Raw genomic sequence first — 19715 nt, 5'->3', positions numbered from 1 at the left:
CGGCGAAGCCGCTGGCAGGCGAACCCGGAATCCCGAAGTGTTCAGCCATGTCGAGATTCCGGGTTCGCGTGCGCAAGATGCACACGCGCCCCGGAATGACGGCGTTAGTGCTAAGCCCTTACCCCACCATCCGCTCGCGCCCGACCCAGAAGCTCGCGCGCAGCGCCTTCTTGTCGATCTTGCCGACGCCGGTCATCGGCAGCTCCGTCACGAACTTGATGTGCTTCGGCGCATGGGCCGAACCCTTGCGGGTCTTCACCAGATTGATCAGCTCATCCGCATTCGGCTTCGCGCCGCCGCGCGCGACCACGATGGCGGTGACAGCCTCGCCCCATTTGTCGTCGGGCACGCCGACCACGGCGCACATGGCGACATCTGCATGGGTGGTCAACACATCCTCGATCTCGCGCGGAAAGATGTTGAAGCCGCCGGAGACGATCATGTCCTTCTTGCGGTCGAGGATGAACATGTAGCCGCGCTCGTCGGCGCGGGCGATGTCGCCGGTGTGCAGCCAGCCGTTCTTCAGCGTCTCCGCGGTCTGCTCCGGCCGCTTCCAGTATTCCTTCATCACATGCGGCGCGCGCACGCAGATCTCGCCGGCTTCGCCGGGCGAGACCTCCTGATCGTCATCGTCGAGAATGCGCACATCGCAGACTGCGATGGGGAAGCCGCAAGACAGGAATAGTTCGGGCTTCTTCGGATCATGATCCGTCTTGCGCAGCACCGACACTGGATAGCATTCGGTCTGCCCGTAGAGCTGCGAGAACACCGGGCCGATCCGCTCGATGCCTTCCACCAGTCGGCTCGGTGACATCGGCGATGCGCCGTAAAGCACGAGATCGAGCGACGATAGATCGATCTTTGACAACGTCGGATGGTCGAGCAACACATAAATCATGGTCGGCACGAACAGCGTGAAATTGATCCGCTCGCGCTCGATGGTCTTGAGCACCGCCTCGGGATCAAAACCTTTCAGCATGTGCACTGTGCCGCCGCGCATCAGCGTCGGCAGCACCTTGGTGCCGGCGACATGGCTGATCGGCGCAACCGTGAGATAGCTCGGCGTGTCCGGGATCTCGAAGTCGGACAGAATGGCGCTGGCAAAGCCCGACACTTCGCGATGCCGGCGCAGCGCGCCCTTGGATTTTCCGGTGGTGCCGCCGGTGTAGTTCAGCACGGCGATATCATCGACCTGTGCAAAGTCCCGCGCAGTGGCGCTGCCGCCCGAGCCGACGACTTTCAGCAGATCGATGCCGTAGTCTGCACGGCCCAGCGTGAATACGTGTTGCAGGCCCTGTGCGCGCGAGGCGAGCTCGCCGCCGCGTTGCAGGAAATTGTCGGCGTCAATGATCAGGATCGTTGCTTCGGCGTCCTCGATCTGGTCGATCTGGTCCTGCAGGGAGCCGAGCGGATGCAGCCAGGAGATTGCGAAACGCGTCAGTTGCGCGGCGACGCCGGCGCACCAGGTGTCGGCGCGGTTGGCCGTGAGCAGCGCCACTTTCGTGCCGGGCGATGCGCCGAGGTTCATGAACACATTCTGCAGCCGCCCGATCAGGTCCGTGGTGCCGCGATAGGTGATCGAGCCGCCGGGCCAGCTGAAAGCGATGCGATCCGGATAGCGCGCCAGCGCCCGCAAGGTCTGCGCCCCGACCGTCGGAAACGTGTTCAGCACGTCCGTCATGGAAACCTCCCCAAATGTCCTCGGCTTCTGTGGGCCGATGGTTGTGGCAAGGCTAACAATGAATGCCGGGCATGCAAACATAAACCCGTATGGGCATTGCAGCATTCGCGATGAACTTGTGGCGGCTTTCGTCGTTTGCCTGTGCTAGAAGCGGTCGAGCCATTTGAGCCGCGTCACAGGAGAATTTCATGCGCAAGTTTTTAACCGTGCTGGCCGCACTGGCGACCCTCAGCCTGACCAATTGCGGTTACAACGCGATCCAGACCAATGACGAGCAGGTCAAGTCGGCCTGGTCGGAGGTGGTCAACCAGTATCAGCGTCGCGCGGACCTCGTGCCGAATCTCGTGAATTCCGTGAAGGGCTTCGCGCAGCAGGAGAAGGACGTTCTTCTGGGCGTCACAAATGCACGCGCCAAGGTCGGCTCGGTGCAGGCGACGCCTGATGTGGTCAACGATCCTGCCGCGCTGCAGAAATTCCAGGCCGCGCAAGGCGAACTCTCCAGCGCGCTGTCGCGCTTGCTCGTGGTTACCGAGAACTATCCGCAGCTCAAGTCGGACGCGCTGTTCAAGGATCTGATGTCGCAGCTCGAAGGCACCGAGAACCGCATCACTGTGGCGCGCAACCGCTACATCAAGTCGGTGCAGGATTATAATGTCGGCGTGCGCACCTTCCCGAACAATCTGACGGCCATGATGTTCGGCTACAAGGAGAAGGCGAATTTCTCCGTCGCCAATGAGAGCGAAATCTCGGCCGCGCCGAAGGTCGACTTCAACCCGACGCCGGCGCCCGCGAAATAGGCCGGTGCCGATCAGGCCGATCCGATGAAGGCGATCAAAGCCTGTCTCCTGGCATTGCTGCTGTGCTGGAGCGCCGTCGCTCTGGCCGATGTGGCTGTGCCGGCGCTGACGGGGCGCGTGGTCGATCAGACCGCGACGCTGAGCCAGGGCGAACAGGCATCGCTCGACAGCACGCTGCGTGATTTCGAGTCGCGCAAGGGCAGCCAGATCGTGGTGCTGATCGTGCCCACCACGGCGCCGGAAGCCATCGCGCAATACTCCATCCGTGTTGCCGAAGCCTGGAAGATTGGCCGCAAGAAAGTCGATGACGGCGCGATCCTGCTGGTCGCCAAGGACGATCGCAAGCTCCGCATCGAAGTTGGCTACGGCCTCGAAGGCGCGCTGACCGACGTGACCACGAAACGGATCATGGACGAGATCATCACGCCGCGCTTCAAGACCGGCGATTTCGCGGGTGGCATCACAGCCGGCGTCAACCAGATCATCAAGGTGGTCGACGGCGAGCCGCTGCCGGCGCCGGACGAATGGAAGGGCAATTCGAATGCCCTCGATCAGATCGTGGAATATGCGCCGTTCCTGCTGTTCGGCGTTCTGATCTTCGGCAGCATCCTGCGCAACATTTTCGGCCGGCTGTTCGGCTCGCTGGCGACCGGCGGGCTCGTCACCACGGTGGTCTGGTTGGTCGCCGGCAGCCTGCTGTTCGGCGGCATTCTCGGCGCGGTCGCGTTTTTCTTTACGCTGATCAGCGAGGCCCTCATGTCGGGCGGCGGAGGCGGTGGACGCCGCGGTGGTGGTTATATCGGAGGCGGCGGTGGTTCCTGGTCATCAGGGAGTTCATCGAGCAGCGGCGGCTTCAGCGGAGGCGGCGGCAGTTTCGGTGGCGGCGGCGCTTCGGGGAGTTGGTGATGAGCCTGAAACGCATCGGCAACCATCTGCTCGGCAATCGCTCGCGGGTCCGCAAGGCGTTCCCGCCGCAATCGCTGGCGGCGATCGAACAGGCCATCAAGGCCTCCGAAGCCAGCCATGCCGGACAGATCCGCTTCGTGGTCGAGGGCGCGCTCGACGGCGCGCCGCTGTTCCGCAATCAATCCGCGCGCGAACGCGCCATCGATGTGTTCGCGCAACTGCGCGTCTGGGACACCGCGCATAACAACGGCGTGCTGATCTATCTGCTGCTCGCCGATCGCGATGTCGAGATCGTGGTCGACCGCGGCATCGATGCCCGTGTCGGCAAGGCTGGCTGGGAAACGATCTGCCAGATGATGGAAGCGGAATTCCGCGCCGGACATTTCGAGCGCGGCGTGATCAAGGGGATCGATGCGGTGACGCAACATCTTCAGGCGCATTTCCCGCGCGATGCAGCGTCGGCGAACGAACTGCCCGACGCGCCGGTGGTGTTGTAGTCGCTACGCCTTCGCCGACTCCCGCGTGATCACGCGCTCGAACCACGCGGCGATATTCGCGTTCCCGCGATCCCAGGGCTGCTTCACCTTGTCGGCGAAATCGAGCCAGCAGAACAGCACGATATCTGCCATCGTGAACCGCTCACCGCAGATGAAGGTCTTGCCGCCCATCTGGCCGTCGAGCCAGTGCAGCCGGTCGATGGCGATTGTCTTCAGGCCGGGCGCGCCTTCGGGCACGCAGACGATGCGCGTCTCGAAGCGCTTCAATCCCTCGGCGAAGCGATAGCCATTGGCGATGTGCTGGCAGATGTTGAGATCGACGCGCTGCCGCCACATCCGTGCCTCGGCGCGCTGCTCGGGCGTGGTGCCGATCAGCGGCGGCATCGGATGTGTTTCCTCGACATATTCACAGATCGCGACGGTTTCGGACACATAGGCGCCGTCGTCGAGTTCGAGCGTCGGCATCTGCCCATGCGGATTGCGCGCCAGATGCGCGGGTTCGCGGTTCTCGCCAGCAGCAAGATCGACGGTCTGGACGGGGAGGCTGATGCCCTTCTCGGCCAAGAACATGCGCACCACGCGCGGATTCGGTCCGATGGAATCGTAGAGCTTCATGGCATTTCCCCGATTGTTCTGTTTGCTGGTGTTGTGCGGGCGGGGCGCGTGCGCGTCAAGCAACGGTTCCCATCGCCGGACAAGAGGTGAAATTTTCGTAAGCACTGCACCCGGTAAGGATTTGGCAAGCAATGAAAGTTACCAAAGTGTTCATCTATTCCGGAGAATTTGATCGTGAGCGAGCACAAGGCCGATTCCACCCCAGACGTCAGCGGCGATCACGTCGACACCGGCGCGGCGGCGGCGGCCGGTTCCCACGATGCTGACATTCACGTGGATTCGCCGAAGCTCGCACCGGAGCAGGGCGAGGAGCGGCCCGCCCAGATGCCAAAGAGGGAGGCGCCGAAGCTCGGAGCGCCCGGCCGGATCACCATCATGGCTCCCTCCCGCGACAGCGGCCCGCATGAGGGCGCGTCCCGTGAGCATGCGGCGCGCGAGCGCTCCTGGGAAGACTTCGTCAATTCCGAGCCGAAGATTGAGTCGGCAGAGAAGGCTGGCCGCAGCCGGATGATGGCGATTGCCGCGATGATCGCGCTGGGTATCACCGTCGGCGCAGTCGGCGGTTCGGTGGCCATGTCGGGCCTCGGCAAGCTGTTTGCCGCCGACGACACCAAGTCGACCAACCAGGCACTGGAAGAACACATTGCCCGTCTCGACGGCGAACTCTCGGCGCTCAAGGCCGAGGTCGACCGCAACGCCAAGCAGTCCATTGCGGCGCGCGCGAAGTCTGCCGAGCGTCTCGACAAGCTTGAGAAGGGCCAGGCCGAACCGGCCGCGAAACTCGCGAAGCTGAGCGAGACCGTCGAAAAGCTGCGCACCACGCCGCCGCCGGCTGCTGCGCCCGCGCCGGCCCCTGCACCGGTTGCCTCGGCACCGGCCAAGGAAGTGACAGGTTCGATCAACGCCCCGGTGCCGACCCCGACACCGAAGCCCGAAGTTGCGCGCCTGCCCATGGTCGAAGGCTGGCGTATCATCGACATCGCCGGCGGCGGCGCCACCATCGAGGGCCGTGCCGGAATCTTCGAAGTCTATGCCGGCGATCCAGTTCCGGGACTCGGCCGCATCGACGCGATCCGCAAACAGGACGGCCGCTGGACGGTGGTCACCTCCAAGGGCCTGATCGTCGCCCGCTGATCCACCCTTCTAGCGACGAATGCGTTCAGGCCGCTGCTGGTGCAGCGGCCTTTCTTTTGGGCTAGCCTCCCGACGTGACGTCTGGGATAGCGCCGTGCGACTTCGCTTGAGCTTCATTGCCGTGCTGCTCTGCCTCGTGGCTCCCGTCGCGCGGGCGGATGAGGGCAATGGTCTCGCCGTCACCGATCCCGGTGTGTTGCGGGCACTGGAAACGCACAACACCCGCGGTCTCGGCCTCGCGCAGCTGCTCGATCCCGCGCGGACAACGCCGATCCCCAACGACGCGCTGTTTGCTCTGCCTGCGACGACACAAATCCGCGCCGCGCTGGACAATGCCTTCGCGCGCTATCTCGCCGATCACCGCACACACCAGCCGGGCGTGAGCATCGGCGTCGGCCCTGGACACGATGTGCAACTGTTCGACCAGGCAATGCTGACATCGCCGGACGCGCGGTTCGTTCTCGCCGGGATCGTCGATCGTATGGACCGGGCCTATGTCGCGCCGGAGACCTGCGGCGAGATCAGGCTGATCTATCGCCTCACGCGCACGGCCGCTGGCACAACGCCGCCGCGTCTGCCGATGACGCTCAATCTTGTGCTTCGTGCGAAGGACCTGAACGATGCGTCGGTGACATGCGCGGATCTCGCCGGGCGCTGGCTCGACTCTGCGTCATTCACCGAGACTGGCGCAACACGCGCAGATCGCCTGCTGAAACCGGATGGTCCGCTTGCGACAATCACAGCCGCGCATATCGATCGCGTCGAGACCAATCTGCAGATTGCGCATCGACCGAAGTCCGAGACGCAGGAATTCCGCACCGACTATTTGCAGAGGGTGTTTCGCTTCGATGCCACCGTGAAGCAGTTTCGCGAGGCACCCATGGAGAACCAGATCGACCGTGACCGGTTGCTGGCTGATGCGGCGCTCGGTCGCGCGTTTCGCGACTGGCTGCTTGCGCCCGCCAATCTCCTTGCTTTCGATCGCGGTACAGTTTTGATCCCCGAGAAATTCCTTGCGACCACGTCGCTGTCGTCGACACCAGCCGGCTTTGCACCGTCGGCGCTACAGCCGGAGTTCGGGCTGATAGACAGCAAGGGGAAGGGCGTGTTCAGCGAGCGCGACGTCGTCGCCGCGCTGGAGCGGGCAGTGGCGCAGGGCGGCGCCTTGGAGAATATCCGTTCGCCGGCTGGCTTCGCGCGGCGGCTGAACGACATCACCTGCGGTGGTTGCCACCAGATCCGCGGCATCGGCGGCTTCCATTTTCCGGGCGCCGACACGCTGGCAGATCAAGCCACGCAAGGAGCGGTTCCTGCATCGCCGCATTTCATTGGTGACCAGCCCCGCCGTCGCGATATCGTCATGGCGATGCGCGATGGAAAGGCGCCGGATTTTTCGCGCGGCTTTTCGGATCGTCCACAGACGCGCGGTAGCCACGAACTGGTGGGATCGCCTGTACTCGATGGCTGGGGCGCGACATGTTATCGACCGAAGCAGAACGGCGTCGCGGACAAGAGCTTCGCGTCCTGGACCTGTGCCGAAGGTCTCGCCTGTCAGCAGGTTGGCGCGGATGCGTCGTCTGCAATCGGCATGTGTTTCGTGAAATGAAATGAGGACGCGATGAACGAGACCGACAAAGAGATCAAGGAACGGGATATCGCGATCGCCGAGAACGAAAGCAAGCAACAGACAACGAGCAGCATCCGCGTCAGCGTCTGGGCGATCGGTGTGGCGGTTCTGCTCGGGCTCGGCTTCTTCGGATGGCTGCTGGCGCGGTAGTGTTTCCCTCGCCCCGCTGTGCGAAGCATAGCTTCGCTAGGCGGGGGGGGGGAGGGTGGATCGAACGCACGAAGGGCGTTCGAGACGGGTGAGGGGGAGCCAGCGTGTGAAATATTGGCTCCCCCTCACCCGAATTGCTCCGCTCCGCTCGCAATTCGACCTCTCCCCGCAAGCGGGGAGAGGTAAGATCAATCAGCCCGGCATCAGCACAGTGTTAACGACGTGGATCACGCCGTTCGACTGGTTGACGTTCGGGATCGTCACCGTGGAGGTGCCACCCTTGGCATCGACGATCGTGACCTTGCCGCCCGAACGCTTGACGGTGAGCTGTTGGCCTTCGACGGTGGTCAGCTTCTTGCCATCGGTGAGGTCGGCCGCCGAGAGCCGTCCGGGTACCACATGATAGGTGAGGATCTTGGTGAGGGTCATCTTGTTCTCGGGCTGCACCAGCGTATTGACCGTGCCCTTCGGCAGTTTGCCGAATGCGGCATTGGTCGGCGCGAAGACGGTAAACGGGCCGGGGCTGGCCAACGTATCGACGAGGCCGGCAGCTTTCACGGCGGCGACCAGCGTGGTGTGATCCTTCGAATTCACCGCGTTCTCGACGATGTTCTTCGACGGATACATCGCGGCGCCGCCAACCATGACGGTGTTCTCGCCCTTCATCATCTTGGCAGCAGCAGGCTCAAGGAAGCTCGCCGAAATCATCAGCGTGCTGAAGGCGGCAAATGACAGCAGTGCAATGCGCTTCTTGGACATGGTCGTCTCCCGGTTGATAGTGGCGTCGCCGGCGGGGAATCCGCAGACGTCGTGATCTCGTGGCCGCACGACATGGCGAGTGCCTGTTGCGCTAACGAGATCAGTTACGCGTGCTGGGAGAGGCGGTTTCAGATCGGCCTGTGACCACTTCGTGATCACAGGCCGCATCGCAATTTGAAACTCTTTCGCGCGGGCTGCGTAACCCGCGGCTTGCGTGACTATGCTACCGTGCCGGAAGCGCGCAACCGCGCGATATCGGCATCATCGAAGCCGGCAGCGCGCAGGATCTCGTCGCTGTGCTGGCCGATGGACGGCGGCAGATGCGGCTTGCGCTTGGTCTCGCCGCCGACCCAGATCGGGCTGTTGATGGTGAGGATGTCGGTTCCTTCGAACGGGATCAGCACGTCATTGTCCTTCATCTGCTGATCGTTCGGAATATCGTCGAGAATGCCGACAAAGCCGAACACGAGGCCATTGCCGTCGAGCCGCTCGCGCCAGTCGGCGAGTTCGCGGGTCGCGAACACCTCGTCGAGGATCTTGATCAGCTCGACCGAGCGCGCATGGCGATCAGGTTTGGTTGCGAAGCGCGGATCGTCGCGCAGGTCCTCGCGGCCGAGGCATTTGGTGAAAGCCGGCCACTGCCGCTCCTCGGCGAGCAGCGACAGCATGATCCAGCGGCCGTCGCGGCACCTGTAGTGATTGGTGACGGCGTTGAGCGCTTCCTCGCGCGAGCGGCGTTTCTCGAATTTGGCGCCGACCAGCTTGGCCTGCGCCAGCACGCTCGATGACCACACACCATTGGCCATCAGGTTCGATTTCACCTGGCAGCCCTTGCCGGTCTTCTCGCGCTTGTACATCGCGGTGACGATGGCGCCATACAGCGCCATAGCGCAGGGATGGTCGCCCATGCCGGCGATCGAACGCGCGGGTGTCGTGTCCTCGTCCGCCCGCACCAGATCCATCATGCCGGAGCGCGCCCACCACGCCGTCGAGTCGAAACCTGGCTTGTCGGCTTCCGCGCCCTTGTCGCCATAGCCGGTGAAGCAGGCATAGATCAGCCGCTCGTTCAGCGGCGCGATATCCTCATAGGCAATCTTCAGGCGCTTGCGCACCGGCGGCGGGAAATTGGTGATAAAGACGTCGGCTTCGGCGATGAGCTTGTAGAGCACCGCCTGGCCTTCCGGCTTGGCCAGATCGAGCGCGAGGCTCTTCTTGTTCCGGCTCTCCATCATCCACGCATAGTTGTGTTCGCTCTTGGGATAACCGGGCAGGTTGGGCAGGTTGCGATAGGGATCGCCGGCACCCGGCGGTTCGATCTTGATGACGTCGGCGCCGAAGTCGGACAGCACTGTGGCTGCGGCGGGCGCGGCGATGAAACTCGCGCAGTCCAGCACCTTCAGCCCCTTGAACAGACCGTCTTCCATGCGTCACTCCCGTCGCTTTTGTTCTGCGTGTTGTTCTTGCCGTCTGCCGGAATTTAATTCCATCCGGAATCCGGTGGCGCATTTGACCCATCTTCGATGGGTGATGCAACGGGCTCAGCTAACCCTCCCCTGGAGGGGGAGGGTCGCTGCGTGCATAGCGCGCAGCGGAGTGGGGTGAAGCAGCAAGCTCCGTCGTTGTGGCTTCACCCCACCCCGTCTCGCAACACGCGTTGCGTGCTGCTCACCGACCCTCCCTCTCCAGGGGAGGGTAAGAAGGATCAGTGTTGATCTGTCATCAATGCTGCATTGCCACCCGCCGCGGCCGTGTTGATCGTGACCGTCTGTTCAGTGGCGAAGCGGGCGAGGTAATGCGGGCCGCCGGCTTTCGGCCCGGTGCCGGACAGGCCGAAGCCGCCGAAGGGCTGCACGCCGACCACGGCGCCGATCATGTTGCGGTTCACATAGACATTGCCGACCGGCAGGCGGGCTATCACGCGCTCAACCATATCGTCGATCCGCGAATGCACGCCGAGCGTGAGCCCGAAGCCGGTGTCGGCAATGTCCTGCAACACCTTGTTGAAGTCGGCAGCGCGGTAGCGCACCACATGCAGGATCGGACCGAACACTTCCTCGGTGAGCTCACGTGCGTTCGCGAGTTCGAAGATATGCGGCGCGACGAAATTGCCTACAGGTGCCATGCCCGCAAAGTGTACGCGTGCCTCGATGGTCATGCGCGCGATATGCGCATCCAGCTTCTGCTTCGCTTCGGCATCGATCACCGGGCCGATATGGGTGGCGGTATCACGGGGATCGCCCAGCTTGAGTTCCCGGGCTGCGCCCACGATCATCTCGATCATGCGGTCGGCGACATCGTCCTGCACCAATAGCAGCCGCAACGCGGAGCAACGCTGCCCGGCCGACCGGAACGCCGACATCACCACATCGTCGGCGACCTGTTCCGGCAGCGCGGTGGCATCGACGATCATCGCATTGATGCCGCCGGTCTCGGCGATCAGTGGCACGATCGGGCCATCCTTGGCGGCGAGGGTGCGGTTGATGGATCGGGCCACCTCGGTCGAGCCGGTGAACACCACACCGGCGATGGCGGGATGCGCGACGAGCGCCGCCCCGGTGTGGCCGTCGCCCTGGATCAGATGCAATGCTGACGCGGGCACACCCGCTTCATGAAGCAGGCGTACGGCCCGTGCCGCGATGCGTGGCGTTTGTTCGGCCGGCTTGGCGACAACCGTGTTGCCCGCCATCAGTGCGGCGCTGACCTGGCCGAGAAAGATCGCCAGCGGAAAATTCCACGGCGAGATGGCGACGAAGACGCCACGGCCGCGCAGGCTCAACACGTTGCTCTCGCCGGTGGGCCCGGGCATTGTCTGGCCAGTGCCGAATTGCTTGCGGCCCTGCGCGGCGTAATAGCGGCAGAAGTCGATGGCTTCGCGGACCTCCGACAGCGCATCGTCGAGCGTCTTGCCGCCTTCCTGTTGCAGCAATGCGATGAAGGACGCGCGGCGCTGTTCCAACAGATCGGCGGCGTTGTCGAGGATCGCCGCGCGTTCATGTGCTGGGGTGTGGCTCCATAATGCAAAGCCAGTGCGTGCTGCCGTCACTGCAGCACCTGCCTGCTCGGCATTGGCATCGACCACCTTGTCCATGTCAGGCTTGCTGGTCGCAATCTCGGCCAGCAATTTGTTCAACGCAGCGTGTTCGCCAAATTCGATGCCGCGTGAATTGGTGCGCTCCGGTCGATAGAGATCGGCTGGCAGCGGAATCTTCGCGTGTCGCGCGCGATCGGGAGCGCCGATGATCGCGGCCGGTCGCTGCAGCAAGCTTGCGATCGGCACAGCGTCATGCGCGGCGATCGCCACGAAAGATGAGTTCGCGCCGTTCTCCAGCAGGCGCCGTACCAGATAGGCCAGCAGATCGCGATGACTGCCGACCGGCGCATAGGTACGCCAGCGGATCGCGGGATTATCTTGGCCGAGTTGATCGTAAAGCGCGTCGCCCATGCCGTGCAGGCGCTGGAATTCGTAGCCGCCGCTGGTGCCGGCCAGTTCGAGGATGGTCGCAACCGTGAGCGCGTTATGCGTGGCGAATTGCGGAAAGATGCGTGGCCGTAAAGCCAGCAGCTTCTGTGCGCAGGTGATATAGTTGAGATCGGTCATCGCCTTGCGCGTGAACACCGGATAGCCAGCGAGGCCGCGTTCCTGCGCGCGCTTGATCTCGGTGTCCCAATAAGCGCCCTTGACGAGCCGCACCATCATCTTGCGATCGTGACGGCGCGCCAGCGCGTCGATGTGATCGATCACATCCGCGCAGCGCTTCTGATAGGCCTGGATCGCGAGCCCGAAACCGTCCCAACCCGCCAGCGAGGGATCGGCAAAGGCCGCATCGATGACATCGAGCGACAATTCGAGTCGGTCGGCTTCTTCGGCATCGACGGTGAAATTGAGGTCATAGCTCTTCGCTTGCTGCGCCAGCGCGATCAGGCGCGGTACGAGTTCATGCATCACGCGCTGATGGCTCACCGCCTCATAGCGCGGATGCAGCGCCGAGAGTTTGACCGAGATACCCGGCCGGTCGGGCAGCGGGTTGTTGCCCGCGGCGTGGCCGATGGCCGAGATGGCCGAGGCATAGGAGTCGAAATAGCGCTGCGCGTCGTCCTTGGTGCGCGCGCCTTCGCCAAGCATGTCGAAGGAATAGCGCGCCGGGCGCTCGGACGGCGCACGCGCGCGGGCCAGTGCCGCATCGATGGTTTCCCCGAGCACAAAGTGGCTGCCCATCAGCCGCATCGCCTGCCGCGTCGCGGTGCGCACCGCGGGCAGGCCGATCCGCTTCGCCAGCCGGCCGAGCGTGCCCGTCGGCGTCTCGCCCGGCTGGATCGCCCGCTGGGAGATGCCGAGGGCCCACGCCGATGCGTTGACGAGGAAGGCGCTCGACCTGGTCTCGTGATGGATGAAATCGCCCTGGCCGAGCTTGTCCTCGATGAAGGCGTCGGCGGTCCGCGCGTCCGGCACCCGCAAGAGCGCCTCGGCCAGCACCATCAGCGCAAGGCCCTCTTTGGTGGAGAGCGCATATTCCCGCAGCATGTCCTCGACACCGCCAAAGCGGTCGTCCTTGGTGCGGATCGCGTCGATCAGGTGCGTCGCCGTTGCGTCGATCCGCGCGTCCTGGGCGGGCGTCATGGCTGCGTCGGCCAGAAGCCCGGCGGCGATGGCCCCATCATCCGGTGCATAGGGAGCGGTGAAGGGAGGCATGGAATCGGGCGTCATGGGCGTTTCCTCGGATATCCCGCAAGGCTAATCGCGGTCTTACCGTAGTTCGATAGGAGATATCGCGATTTTACCTTAGATAATCCGGAAATAGCCGTGCTATACACCTGATATGAGTGACATCGACAAGATCGACCGGAAAATCCTCGCCGTCCTGCAGGCTGACGGCCGAATCGCCAATGTTGAGCTGGCCGAGAAGGTCGGCCTGTCCCCGACCTCGATCGGCGAGCGGCTGAAGCGGTTGCAACGCGACGGCTATATCGAAGGCTATGGCGCGCGGCTCAATCCGCAGATGCTCGGTCTTGGCCTCCTGGTCTTCGTCGAGGTGCTGCTCGACAAGACCACGCCGGATGTATTCGAACGCTTCGCCCGCGCCGTGCGGCTCGCGCCGGAAGTGCTGGAGTGCCACATGGTGGCGGGCGGTTTCGATTATCTGGTGAAGGCGCGCGTGGCCGACATGAGCGCTTATCGTCGTTTTCTCGGCGAAAGCCTGCTGGCGCTGCCCGGCGTGCGCGAGAGCCGCACTTACGCGGTCATGGAAGAAGTGAAGCGCGACGCACCGCTGCCGGTGGGATAGCGAGCCGGGATAACGCCGCCGTTGCCTTGGCAGTCCGAGAACGCTGCGTTAGGTTTCCGCGCGTTTCTCTCGGAGCAAATCATGCGGGCAGGCTACTTCAATCTTCGTGTCGCCGATTTTCGTATTCTGATGGCGGCAGGTGTCATCGCGCTGACCGGCCTGTTCTCGATGTCGCATGCGCGCGCGATCGAAATGTCCCGCGAGGTCAGCGATCTCTACACGTCGGTGTCGATCTACCCGCCATCCGCCGGTTCCATGACCATCTGCTATGGCTTCGTCTGCCGGCGTCGCCACGCCTTCGATTTCACGCCTGCCGACAGGGCTGCGCTCACCAAGCTTCTCGCCGCGGGCAAGGGGTCGGCCGTGGCGGAACGCGCCGCGGTGCAGAAGGCGGTGGTGTGGTGGGACCGCCGCGTCGGCCCGATGCTCGGCACCGACAAGCGGATCGCCAATGCGGATTTCCGTTATTTCGACGACAAGCACAATTTCGATTGCTGGGACACGACGCGCAACGTCACCAGCCTGCTGTTGATCATCCAGGACTGGGGTTTGCTCAAGCATCACACGGTGGGCAATCCGCGCTATCGCGGCAATGCGCTGGTGCTGCAGACGCCGCACAATACCGCCGTGCTGCTGGACCGCGCGACGGGCACCGAATGGGTGGTCGACATGTGGACGCGCGGCTATGCGCAGCTCCCGGACGTCAAGCCGGCCGATCAGTGGGTCAAGGAAAACTGAAGCAGGGAATGGAGGGCCGTCGCGTCGCTGAGGCGTGCGTCACGTCAACTGGCGGCTCTAAGGAGCGGACCTCGAAAGATCTCAGCTCGGACTTTTGGAGTTAGGCTAGAGCGCACACCGCGGATCGAATTAGCGCAATCCTGCGTGAAACTGATTGCGTTGCAGGAGAGGTGCCCCTTTGGAGGAAACCGCTCGTGCCGAATGCGCTCTACATTGTTGAGGCGTGATCTGGAAAACTTCGGGGAAGCAGCCGGATCACACTGGTATCAAACCAGATGTATCAGACCTTGAGGTTCTCAGCCGAGGTCTTGCCGCGGTTGGCAACTTCCTCGAATTCAACGGTCTGTCCTTCGTTCAGTGTCGAAAGGCCAGCCTTCTCAACTGCCGAAATATGAACGAACACGTCCTTGCCGCCATTCGCCGGCTGGATGAATCCATAACCCTTCGTCGGGTTGAACCACTTCACAGTGCCTTTAGTCATCACGTCGTCTCCGCGGGATCAAAATCGATAACGAACTGCCGGTCCCCGCAAACCGGCATATCCGACATGCGCACGTTACCCGCGGATTGCCAAGCTTGATAGCTCAAACGGCGTGCAGAAATCGTCCAAACCGACCGTTATCTGTCCAATTTGCCGGGATTCGTCGCTATTCAGGATGTTTCCGACGCGGCGGAAGGTCGCAAAAGTAGAGTGTCGGGTTCGGTCGCAATACGACCATGCGTTGTCGCCTGCAGGCTGGTGATATCGCTGCAATGCAAAACCCCGGCCGAGGTGGCCGGGGTTCGCAGCCCTCATGCGAGGATTAGTAGCAGACGTTAACCGTGCGCCAGCGCAGGCCGTAGGGCGTCATCACGCGGCGGCTCACATAGCATCCACCACCGCCACCGACATAGCCAATGCCGAAATTGGGGCCGTAGAAGCCGCCGCCATGGAAGTGGTGGTGATGGCCATGCCAGCCCCAGCCATGGGCCGATGCGGTGGACGGCGTCAGCGCCATCGCGCCGAGGGAAGCTGCAGCAACGAATGCGAGTGCGAGTTTGCGAAACATGGTCATTCTCCTTCAGTGATGCGCGAAGCGCTGGTTGCGGGATCTGTCTGTTCGATCCATCGCAAATTCGTCGCATCGATTTCGGAGCGGGTTCGAAGAAATTCTGTAGGAATTTTCTGAATGCTTGTTCAGGCAGGCAAAGCGCGCGCCCTGCAGGAACAGCGTTAAAGCGCGGAAACCATGTCGCTGGTAACGAGAGACGAAAGCACCTTCGCATCTGCGATCGTGCGTACATTCATCGGCGCGGCACGGCCGCGGATCGCAACGTCCTGTTGTGGCAGCGCGTCACCCGCGAGGCCTGCAGTGGTGCTTACTTCTTCGGAGATGATGACTTCGCAAGCGAGGCTCTTGGTCATGTCCTGCAGGCGTGCAGCGACATTGACCGCATCGCCGAGTGCGGTGAACACCATGTGGTCGCGATAGCCGATATCGCCGACGATGACTTCGCCGCCGTGAATGCCGATGCCGAAACGCAGCGGCTGCGGCAGGTCATGGGCGAGGGCGCGATTGAGTTCCTCGATATTCTCGGCAATGAGCTGTGCAGCCTGCAGGGCCTGACGACATGCGGTCTGCGGATCGCAGGCGAGGCCGAACAGCGCCAGCTCGCCGTCGCCGATGAACTGGTTGGGCTTGCCGCCGCTTGCGATCACAGCTCGCGAGACGGCGTCGAGAAAGCGGTTGACGATGAACACCGTGTCGTAAGGCAGCCGCTTCTCGGCGAGCATGGTGGAGCCGCGCATGTCGACGAACATGCAGACGAGATAACGCTCCTGGCCGATCCGCGCCGGCTGCGACGCATGCGCATTCGCGCTGGTCACCTGCGGTGCGAACAGTTGAACGAAGGCCACATCAGTTGTCGGCCGCAACTGGCAGGCCAGCCGGACCGCGGGATCTGCAGCGCCGCCGATCCTGCTCAGCACGAAGGCTTCGCGCGCGGAAGGTGCCGGCAATGTCTCGACACCGCTGGTGACGCGAATGCGGCAGGTCGAACAGCGCGCGCGTCCGCCGCAGACGCTGGCATGCGGCACGCGATGACGCAGGCTCGCTTCCAGCACGCTGAGGCCGAGAGGGACGCGCAGCTTGCGACCGTCGCTATAGGACAGATTGATCATCCCGGCGCGGCGTTCGACGACCATGCGGATGGCGCGGGCTGCGAGCACGATACCGAGCAGCGCGAGATAGCCGATCAGGAGATCGCCGGTGATGTCGCCCAGTGTCTGCTGCTGTGGAGCGGTGCCCATCCGGTCCGGGCCGAAATTCTCGGCCTGCCATTGCGGCGATGCCAGCTTGGCCTCGACCTCACGCTTGCCCTGGAAGATACCAAGCAGCGCCAGTGTCGGGATCAGCACGGCAGCCGACAGAAGATAGGGCGCGAGGCTCTTGAAATGGGCTTTCAGCCGCAGCCAGAAATACAGCCCGATACACCCGTGTAGCCAGGAGACGACCACCACGAGATACATCGACCACGTCTTCGCGGGCGAGGTGATCCAGCCATAGAACACCTGAGGATAGCTGCGATTGATGTCGTACAGGTTTTCTCCCAGGCGGACGGCGACCACATGGCCGACGATGAGTGCGGGAATGCTGAGCCCGAGTACCAGTTGCAGCGGCTCGACGGCTCGCCAGCGGAACTGCCGGCGTTCGAACAGCGCCCAGATCCCGAGCACGCCATGGATCGTCACCGCCGAATAGAAGGTCACGGCGACTGGAAAGAACTGCCAGAAGCCGGCATGGATGACGACGCCGGTCTGCAACGCGTCGAGCGAGATATTGCCAAGCGCGTGATTCAGAAAATGGCTGAGCAGATAGGTGAACAGCACGAGTCCGCAGACCAGCCTGACCTGGCGCAGCCCGATGCCGCGCCACCATGTGGTGGCGGGGGTGGCCCCGGGAGGCTTGCCGGCTGTCTTGAACGTTGCGTCCATGGCGAAACCCTACGGCGAGACGCGCTCCGATGCCATCCGGAGCGGCCTCCGGACAGACCTTATCCAGCAGTAAAGTCAACAAGTTGACAGCATGGCGAAGTCCGCCGAAAAGCTCGGCGATGACGTCTTTCCCCGACCCTTACCTCGATCGGAATGTCTCCCGCCGCGCCTTTTGGGTGATCGGAGCATTGCTGGTCGCGCTGACAGCGATGCGGCTGGTCTATGCCGGGCTGTTCGATCTGCGCACCGACGAGGCCTATTACTGGACCTGGTCGAAGGAAAACGTGCTGTCGTTCCTCGATCATCCGCCGATGATCTCATGGTTCATCCGTGCAGGCACGCTGATCTTTGGCGACACGAATTTCGGCGCGCGTTTCGCCGGCATCGTGGCGATGGCGGTGACGCAATTGCTGCTCGCCGACATCGTTCGCCGCGTCACGCAGGATCTGCGCGCGGTGCTGCTGGCGGTGCTGATGTCGGAAGCGGCGCTGTATTACGGATTGTTGATGGCCAAGGTCGCGCCGGATGTCGCGTTGATCCCGTTCGCCATGGCGATGCTGTGGTCGCTGGTGCGGCTTGCCGAAAGCCATGACGGGCGCTGGTGGCTCGCGGCCGGCGTCTTCGGCGGTCTCGCGCTGCTGTCGAAGCTGACCGTGGTGATGTTCGTACCGGGCATTCTCGCTTTCATGCTGGTGCCGGAATGGCGCGGGCGCTGGCTGCGCAGCCCGTATCCATGGCTGGCCGTGCTGATCGCACTGGCGATCTCGTCACCGGTCCTGATCTGGAATGCCGGCCACGACTGGGCGTCGTTCAGGTTCCAGTTCATCCGCGCCACCACGAACAACGAGGTGTCGCTGCGCACGCTCGGCGATTTTCTCGGCCTGCAGTTCGGTCAGGTCGGCTTCATCCTGATGCCGGTCATTCTCTCCGCGGTTGTCGTCACGGCATGGCGTGGCTATCGCCGCCGCGAACCGGTCGCGATCCTGCTCGCCACCTGTGTATTGGTGCCGTTCTTTTTCTTTGCATGGAAGTCGCTGACCCTGCGTGTCGGCGATACCTGGCCGATGTTCCTGTGGCCTGCCGGGATCGCCGCGGCGGCGATCAACCTGACGAAACTGCCGGCCGACGGCTGGTCGCCGCGCATGGTGCGTGCCTCCTATGGCTGGAGCATCGCCGCCATCGCCACCGGCATTCCGCTGGTGGTGCTGGTCTTCCTCTACAGCGTGGCCGCGCCGTGGAACCTGATCGGCAAGAACGATCCGCTCGGCGGCGAGGGCGGCTATCAGGTGCTGGCCGACCGCGCACTGGCTGAGATGAAGACCACCGGCGCCACCTGGATCGCGACGACCGACTACCGCACCTATGCGATGCTGCGCTGGCATCTGAAAGACAAGGTGCCGGTGGTGCAGGTCAACGAGCGCGCCAGATTTATCGGTTTTCGCGATCCCGGCATGGACAGAATTAAGGGGCTCACTGGACTCTACATCGCGCAGACCGCGGACAACCAGCGCCCGCTGCTGGCGACGACGAGTGCAGTGCTCACGCCTGTTGCTGAAGTCGATACCATGTGGCGCGGCACGGCGATGAAGCACTATGCGATCGACAAGCTCACCGGCTGGACGCCTGACCTGACGCCTAAGCCTGATACGCCGTTCTATCGCTGGCCGGCGCTGGCCGAAATGTCTGTGCCGTCACGCATTCAGCTTGCAGCGCGCTGAGGACTCTCTCCCGGTTGACGAGGCGGAAGTAGGCCGCGATTGGTGCATGCGACGTCCAGGTCGATGCCAAATATATCTTTCAATTCAACCTTGCCGGCATCCGTTACTTTAAAGGCGCGTGTCGCGCCCGTTCGCGCAACCCATCCGAGTTCCAGAAACCGCCGTTGCAGCTCGGCGCCGACCAATCCACCCACATGATAGCGCCGCTCGCTCCAGTCCAGGCAGGCCCGGCAGAAGATGCGCTTGCTGCGGCGGTCGGTTTCAAGCCTGGCTCCGAAGTCGCAGAGGAAGCGGTGGCCTGCGTCGGTAAGCACTCCGCCGTCTACGCTCAGATGCATGTAGTCTCGTGCGATCAGCGCGTCCGCGACCTCAACGCCCAACCGTCCGGCCATATGATCGTAGCAACTGCGCGCAAGGCACAACGCTTCATCGCGCGCAGAACGCGGTCGATGCCTCGGTGGCATTTCCAGGGCTGCGACGGCGATCATGCTTTCCAGCATCTGGGCCACGAGCGGTGACGTGATCCGATAGTAACGAAACCGCCCGCTCGGTGTTACCGATATCAATCGCGCGTTGAGCAGCCGAACCAAATGTTCGCTCGCGGTGGGGCGGGATATCCGCGCCTGAAACGCCAGCTCGGTTGCTGTGAGCGCCTGACCTCCCATGAGTGCCGCAAGCATGGTCGCGCGCGCAGTGTCACCAACCAGCGCTGCGACTTCGACCATGTTTGCGGAGGCGACCATATCCCAGCGTAGCGGCTCGCCGGATAATTCGCCACTCCCGTCGGTTCGGCCGGCGCCGAACCAATTGGCCCGGCGCCAGCCGTCCCCCGTGCGA

General features: G+C 63.2%; 18 protein-coding genes. 9 read left to right on the top strand and 9 right to left on the bottom strand.

Annotated features, from left to right (window positions below; all coding sequences use genetic code 11):
- Positions 1–118: 118 nt before the first annotated feature.
- Positions 119–1681, bottom strand: a complete 1563-nt coding sequence (locus AB7783_RS15105; RefSeq protein ID WP_441278088.1) for an AMP-binding protein — start codon at positions 1679–1681, stop codon at positions 119–121.
- Between the two features lie 188 nt (positions 1682–1869).
- Here AB7783_RS15105 and AB7783_RS15100 point away from each other — a divergent pair, with 188 nt between their 5' ends.
- Genes AB7783_RS15100 through AB7783_RS15090 form a run of 3 tightly spaced genes read left to right on the top strand, consistent with a single transcriptional unit; the run spans position 1870 to position 3881 of the window.
- The gene (locus AB7783_RS15100) at positions 1870–2478 is read left to right on the top strand and encodes a LemA family protein (protein WP_441278087.1); all 609 of its coding nucleotides are present in this window, start codon (positions 1870–1872) and stop codon (positions 2476–2478) included.
- Between the two features lie 24 nt (positions 2479–2502).
- Positions 2503–3384: a TPM domain-containing protein gene (locus tag AB7783_RS15095; protein WP_441278086.1), complete on the top strand. Its 882-nt coding sequence runs from the start codon at positions 2503–2505 to the stop codon at positions 3382–3384.
- On the top strand, positions 3384–3881 hold the full coding sequence (locus AB7783_RS15090; RefSeq protein WP_441278085.1) for a TPM domain-containing protein: 498 nt from the start codon (positions 3384–3386) through the stop codon (positions 3879–3881). Before AB7783_RS15095 ends, AB7783_RS15090 begins: the two co-directional genes overlap by 1 nt.
- Before the next feature lie 3 nt (positions 3882–3884).
- Here the strand turns inward: AB7783_RS15090 and AB7783_RS15085 are convergent, their stop codons facing one another.
- Positions 3885–4496 (bottom strand): glutathione S-transferase family protein, encoded by a 612-nt coding sequence (locus AB7783_RS15085; protein ID WP_441278084.1) that lies wholly within the window; start codon positions 4494–4496, stop codon positions 3885–3887.
- Positions 4497–4670: 174 nt separating this feature from the next.
- Here AB7783_RS15085 and AB7783_RS15080 point away from each other — a divergent pair, with 174 nt between their 5' ends.
- The 3 genes from AB7783_RS15080 (at position 4671) to AB7783_RS15070 (ending at position 7407) form a co-directional block, all read left to right on the top strand.
- The gene (locus AB7783_RS15080) at positions 4671–5630 is read left to right on the top strand and encodes a hypothetical protein (protein ID WP_441278083.1); all 960 of its coding nucleotides are present in this window, start codon (positions 4671–4673) and stop codon (positions 5628–5630) included.
- Positions 5631–5724: 94 nt separating this feature from the next.
- Complete coding sequence (locus AB7783_RS15075; RefSeq protein ID WP_441278082.1) at positions 5725–7236, top strand: hypothetical protein; 1512 nt, start codon at positions 5725–5727, stop codon at positions 7234–7236.
- A 12-nt stretch (positions 7237–7248) separates the two neighbouring features.
- Complete coding sequence (locus AB7783_RS15070) at positions 7249–7407, top strand: hypothetical protein (RefSeq protein WP_176454609.1); 159 nt, start codon at positions 7249–7251, stop codon at positions 7405–7407.
- A 192-nt stretch (positions 7408–7599) separates the two neighbouring features.
- Here the strand turns inward: AB7783_RS15070 and AB7783_RS15065 are convergent, their stop codons facing one another.
- The 3 genes from AB7783_RS15065 to putA all read right to left on the bottom strand — a co-directional run bounded on the left by AB7783_RS15065 (position 7600) and on the right by putA (position 12871).
- On the bottom strand, positions 7600–8166 hold the full coding sequence (locus AB7783_RS15065) for a fasciclin domain-containing protein (protein WP_441278081.1): 567 nt from the start codon (positions 8164–8166) through the stop codon (positions 7600–7602).
- Positions 8167–8384: 218 nt separating this feature from the next.
- Complete coding sequence (locus AB7783_RS15060; protein ID WP_441278080.1) at positions 8385–9590, bottom strand: CaiB/BaiF CoA transferase family protein; 1206 nt, start codon at positions 9588–9590, stop codon at positions 8385–8387.
- Positions 9591–9868: 278 nt separating this feature from the next.
- Positions 9869–12871 (bottom strand): bifunctional proline dehydrogenase/L-glutamate gamma-semialdehyde dehydrogenase PutA, encoded by a 3003-nt coding sequence (putA, locus tag AB7783_RS15055; RefSeq protein WP_441278079.1) that lies wholly within the window; start codon positions 12869–12871, stop codon positions 9869–9871.
- Between the two features lie 112 nt (positions 12872–12983).
- On the opposite strand from putA, the gene AB7783_RS15050 reads away from it, so the two are divergent.
- Together AB7783_RS15050 and AB7783_RS15045 are read left to right on the top strand one after the other, a co-directional pair.
- On the top strand, positions 12984–13448 hold the full coding sequence (locus AB7783_RS15050) for an Lrp/AsnC ligand binding domain-containing protein (RefSeq protein ID WP_068734214.1): 465 nt from the start codon (positions 12984–12986) through the stop codon (positions 13446–13448).
- Positions 13449–13616: 168 nt separating this feature from the next.
- On the top strand, positions 13617–14186 hold the full coding sequence (locus tag AB7783_RS15045; RefSeq protein WP_441279702.1) for a hypothetical protein: 570 nt from the start codon (positions 13617–13619) through the stop codon (positions 14184–14186).
- Between the two features lie 280 nt (positions 14187–14466).
- Here the strand turns inward: AB7783_RS15045 and AB7783_RS15040 are convergent, their stop codons facing one another.
- From AB7783_RS15040 to AB7783_RS15030, 3 genes are all read right to left on the bottom strand, one after another.
- Positions 14467–14667 (bottom strand): cold-shock protein, encoded by a 201-nt coding sequence (locus AB7783_RS15040; protein ID WP_068734210.1) that lies wholly within the window; start codon positions 14665–14667, stop codon positions 14467–14469.
- A gap of 322 nt (positions 14668–14989) precedes the next feature.
- Positions 14990–15235, bottom strand: a complete 246-nt coding sequence (locus AB7783_RS15035) for a hypothetical protein (protein WP_441278078.1) — start codon at positions 15233–15235, stop codon at positions 14990–14992.
- A gap of 164 nt (positions 15236–15399) precedes the next feature.
- Positions 15400–17160, bottom strand: coding sequence for an adenylate/guanylate cyclase domain-containing protein (locus AB7783_RS15030; protein WP_441278077.1), 1761 nt, complete (start codon positions 17158–17160; stop codon positions 15400–15402).
- A 119-nt stretch (positions 17161–17279) separates the two neighbouring features.
- Between AB7783_RS15030 and AB7783_RS15025 the strand changes: the two genes are divergently transcribed.
- Entirely contained in the window at positions 17280–18878 is a 1599-nt protein-coding gene (locus AB7783_RS15025; protein WP_441278076.1) for a glycosyltransferase family 39 protein, read from the top strand.
- On the opposite strand, the gene AB7783_RS15020 is transcribed toward AB7783_RS15025, so the two are convergent.
- Positions 18860–19603, bottom strand: coding sequence for an ArsR/SmtB family transcription factor (locus tag AB7783_RS15020; RefSeq protein WP_441278075.1), 744 nt, complete (start codon positions 19601–19603; stop codon positions 18860–18862). The two genes, AB7783_RS15025 and AB7783_RS15020, sit on opposite strands and share 19 nt — an antisense overlap.
- Positions 19604–19715: the final 112 nt, after the last annotated feature.

Origin of the sequence: Tardiphaga sp. 172_B4_N1_3 (genome assembly GCF_052076035.1) — a bacterium.
Classification (GTDB): domain Bacteria; phylum Pseudomonadota; class Alphaproteobacteria; order Rhizobiales; family Xanthobacteraceae; genus Tardiphaga; species Tardiphaga robiniae.
This window is presented reverse-complemented; position numbering and strand designations above follow the sequence as displayed.

Coding starts and splice junctions, on each gene's coding strand:
- AB7783_RS15105 (WP_441278088.1), bottom strand. CDS start 1,681: ATGACGGACGTGCTGAACACGTTTCCGACGGTCGGGGCGCAGACCTTG.
- AB7783_RS15100 (WP_441278087.1), top strand. CDS start 1,870: ATGCGCAAGTTTTTAACCGTGCTGGCCGCACTGGCGACCCTCAGCCTG.
- AB7783_RS15095 (WP_441278086.1), top strand. CDS start 2,503: ATGAAGGCGATCAAAGCCTGTCTCCTGGCATTGCTGCTGTGCTGGAGC.
- AB7783_RS15090 (WP_441278085.1), top strand. CDS start 3,384: ATGAGCCTGAAACGCATCGGCAACCATCTGCTCGGCAATCGCTCGCGG.
- AB7783_RS15085 (WP_441278084.1), bottom strand. CDS start 4,496: ATGAAGCTCTACGATTCCATCGGACCGAATCCGCGCGTGGTGCGCATG.
- AB7783_RS15070 (WP_176454609.1), top strand. CDS start 7,249: ATGAACGAGACCGACAAAGAGATCAAGGAACGGGATATCGCGATCGCC.
- AB7783_RS15065 (WP_441278081.1), bottom strand. CDS start 8,166: ATGTCCAAGAAGCGCATTGCACTGCTGTCATTTGCCGCCTTCAGCACG.
- AB7783_RS15060 (WP_441278080.1), bottom strand. CDS start 9,590: ATGGAAGACGGTCTGTTCAAGGGGCTGAAGGTGCTGGACTGCGCGAGT.
- putA (WP_441278079.1), bottom strand. CDS start 12,871: ATGACGCCCGATTCCATGCCTCCCTTCACCGCTCCCTATGCACCGGAT.
- AB7783_RS15050 (WP_068734214.1), top strand. CDS start 12,984: ATGAGTGACATCGACAAGATCGACCGGAAAATCCTCGCCGTCCTGCAG.
- AB7783_RS15045 (WP_441279702.1), top strand. CDS start 13,617: ATGTCGCATGCGCGCGCGATCGAAATGTCCCGCGAGGTCAGCGATCTC.
- AB7783_RS15040 (WP_068734210.1), bottom strand. CDS start 14,667: ATGACTAAAGGCACTGTGAAGTGGTTCAACCCGACGAAGGGTTATGGA.
- AB7783_RS15035 (WP_441278078.1), bottom strand. CDS start 15,235: ATGTTTCGCAAACTCGCACTCGCATTCGTTGCTGCAGCTTCCCTCGGC.
- AB7783_RS15030 (WP_441278077.1), bottom strand. CDS start 17,160: ATGGACGCAACGTTCAAGACAGCCGGCAAGCCTCCCGGGGCCACCCCC.
- AB7783_RS15025 (WP_441278076.1), top strand. CDS start 17,280: ATGACGTCTTTCCCCGACCCTTACCTCGATCGGAATGTCTCCCGCCGC.
- AB7783_RS15020 (WP_441278075.1), bottom strand. CDS start 19,603: ATGGTCGAAGTCGCAGCGCTGGTTGGTGACACTGCGCGCGCGACCATG.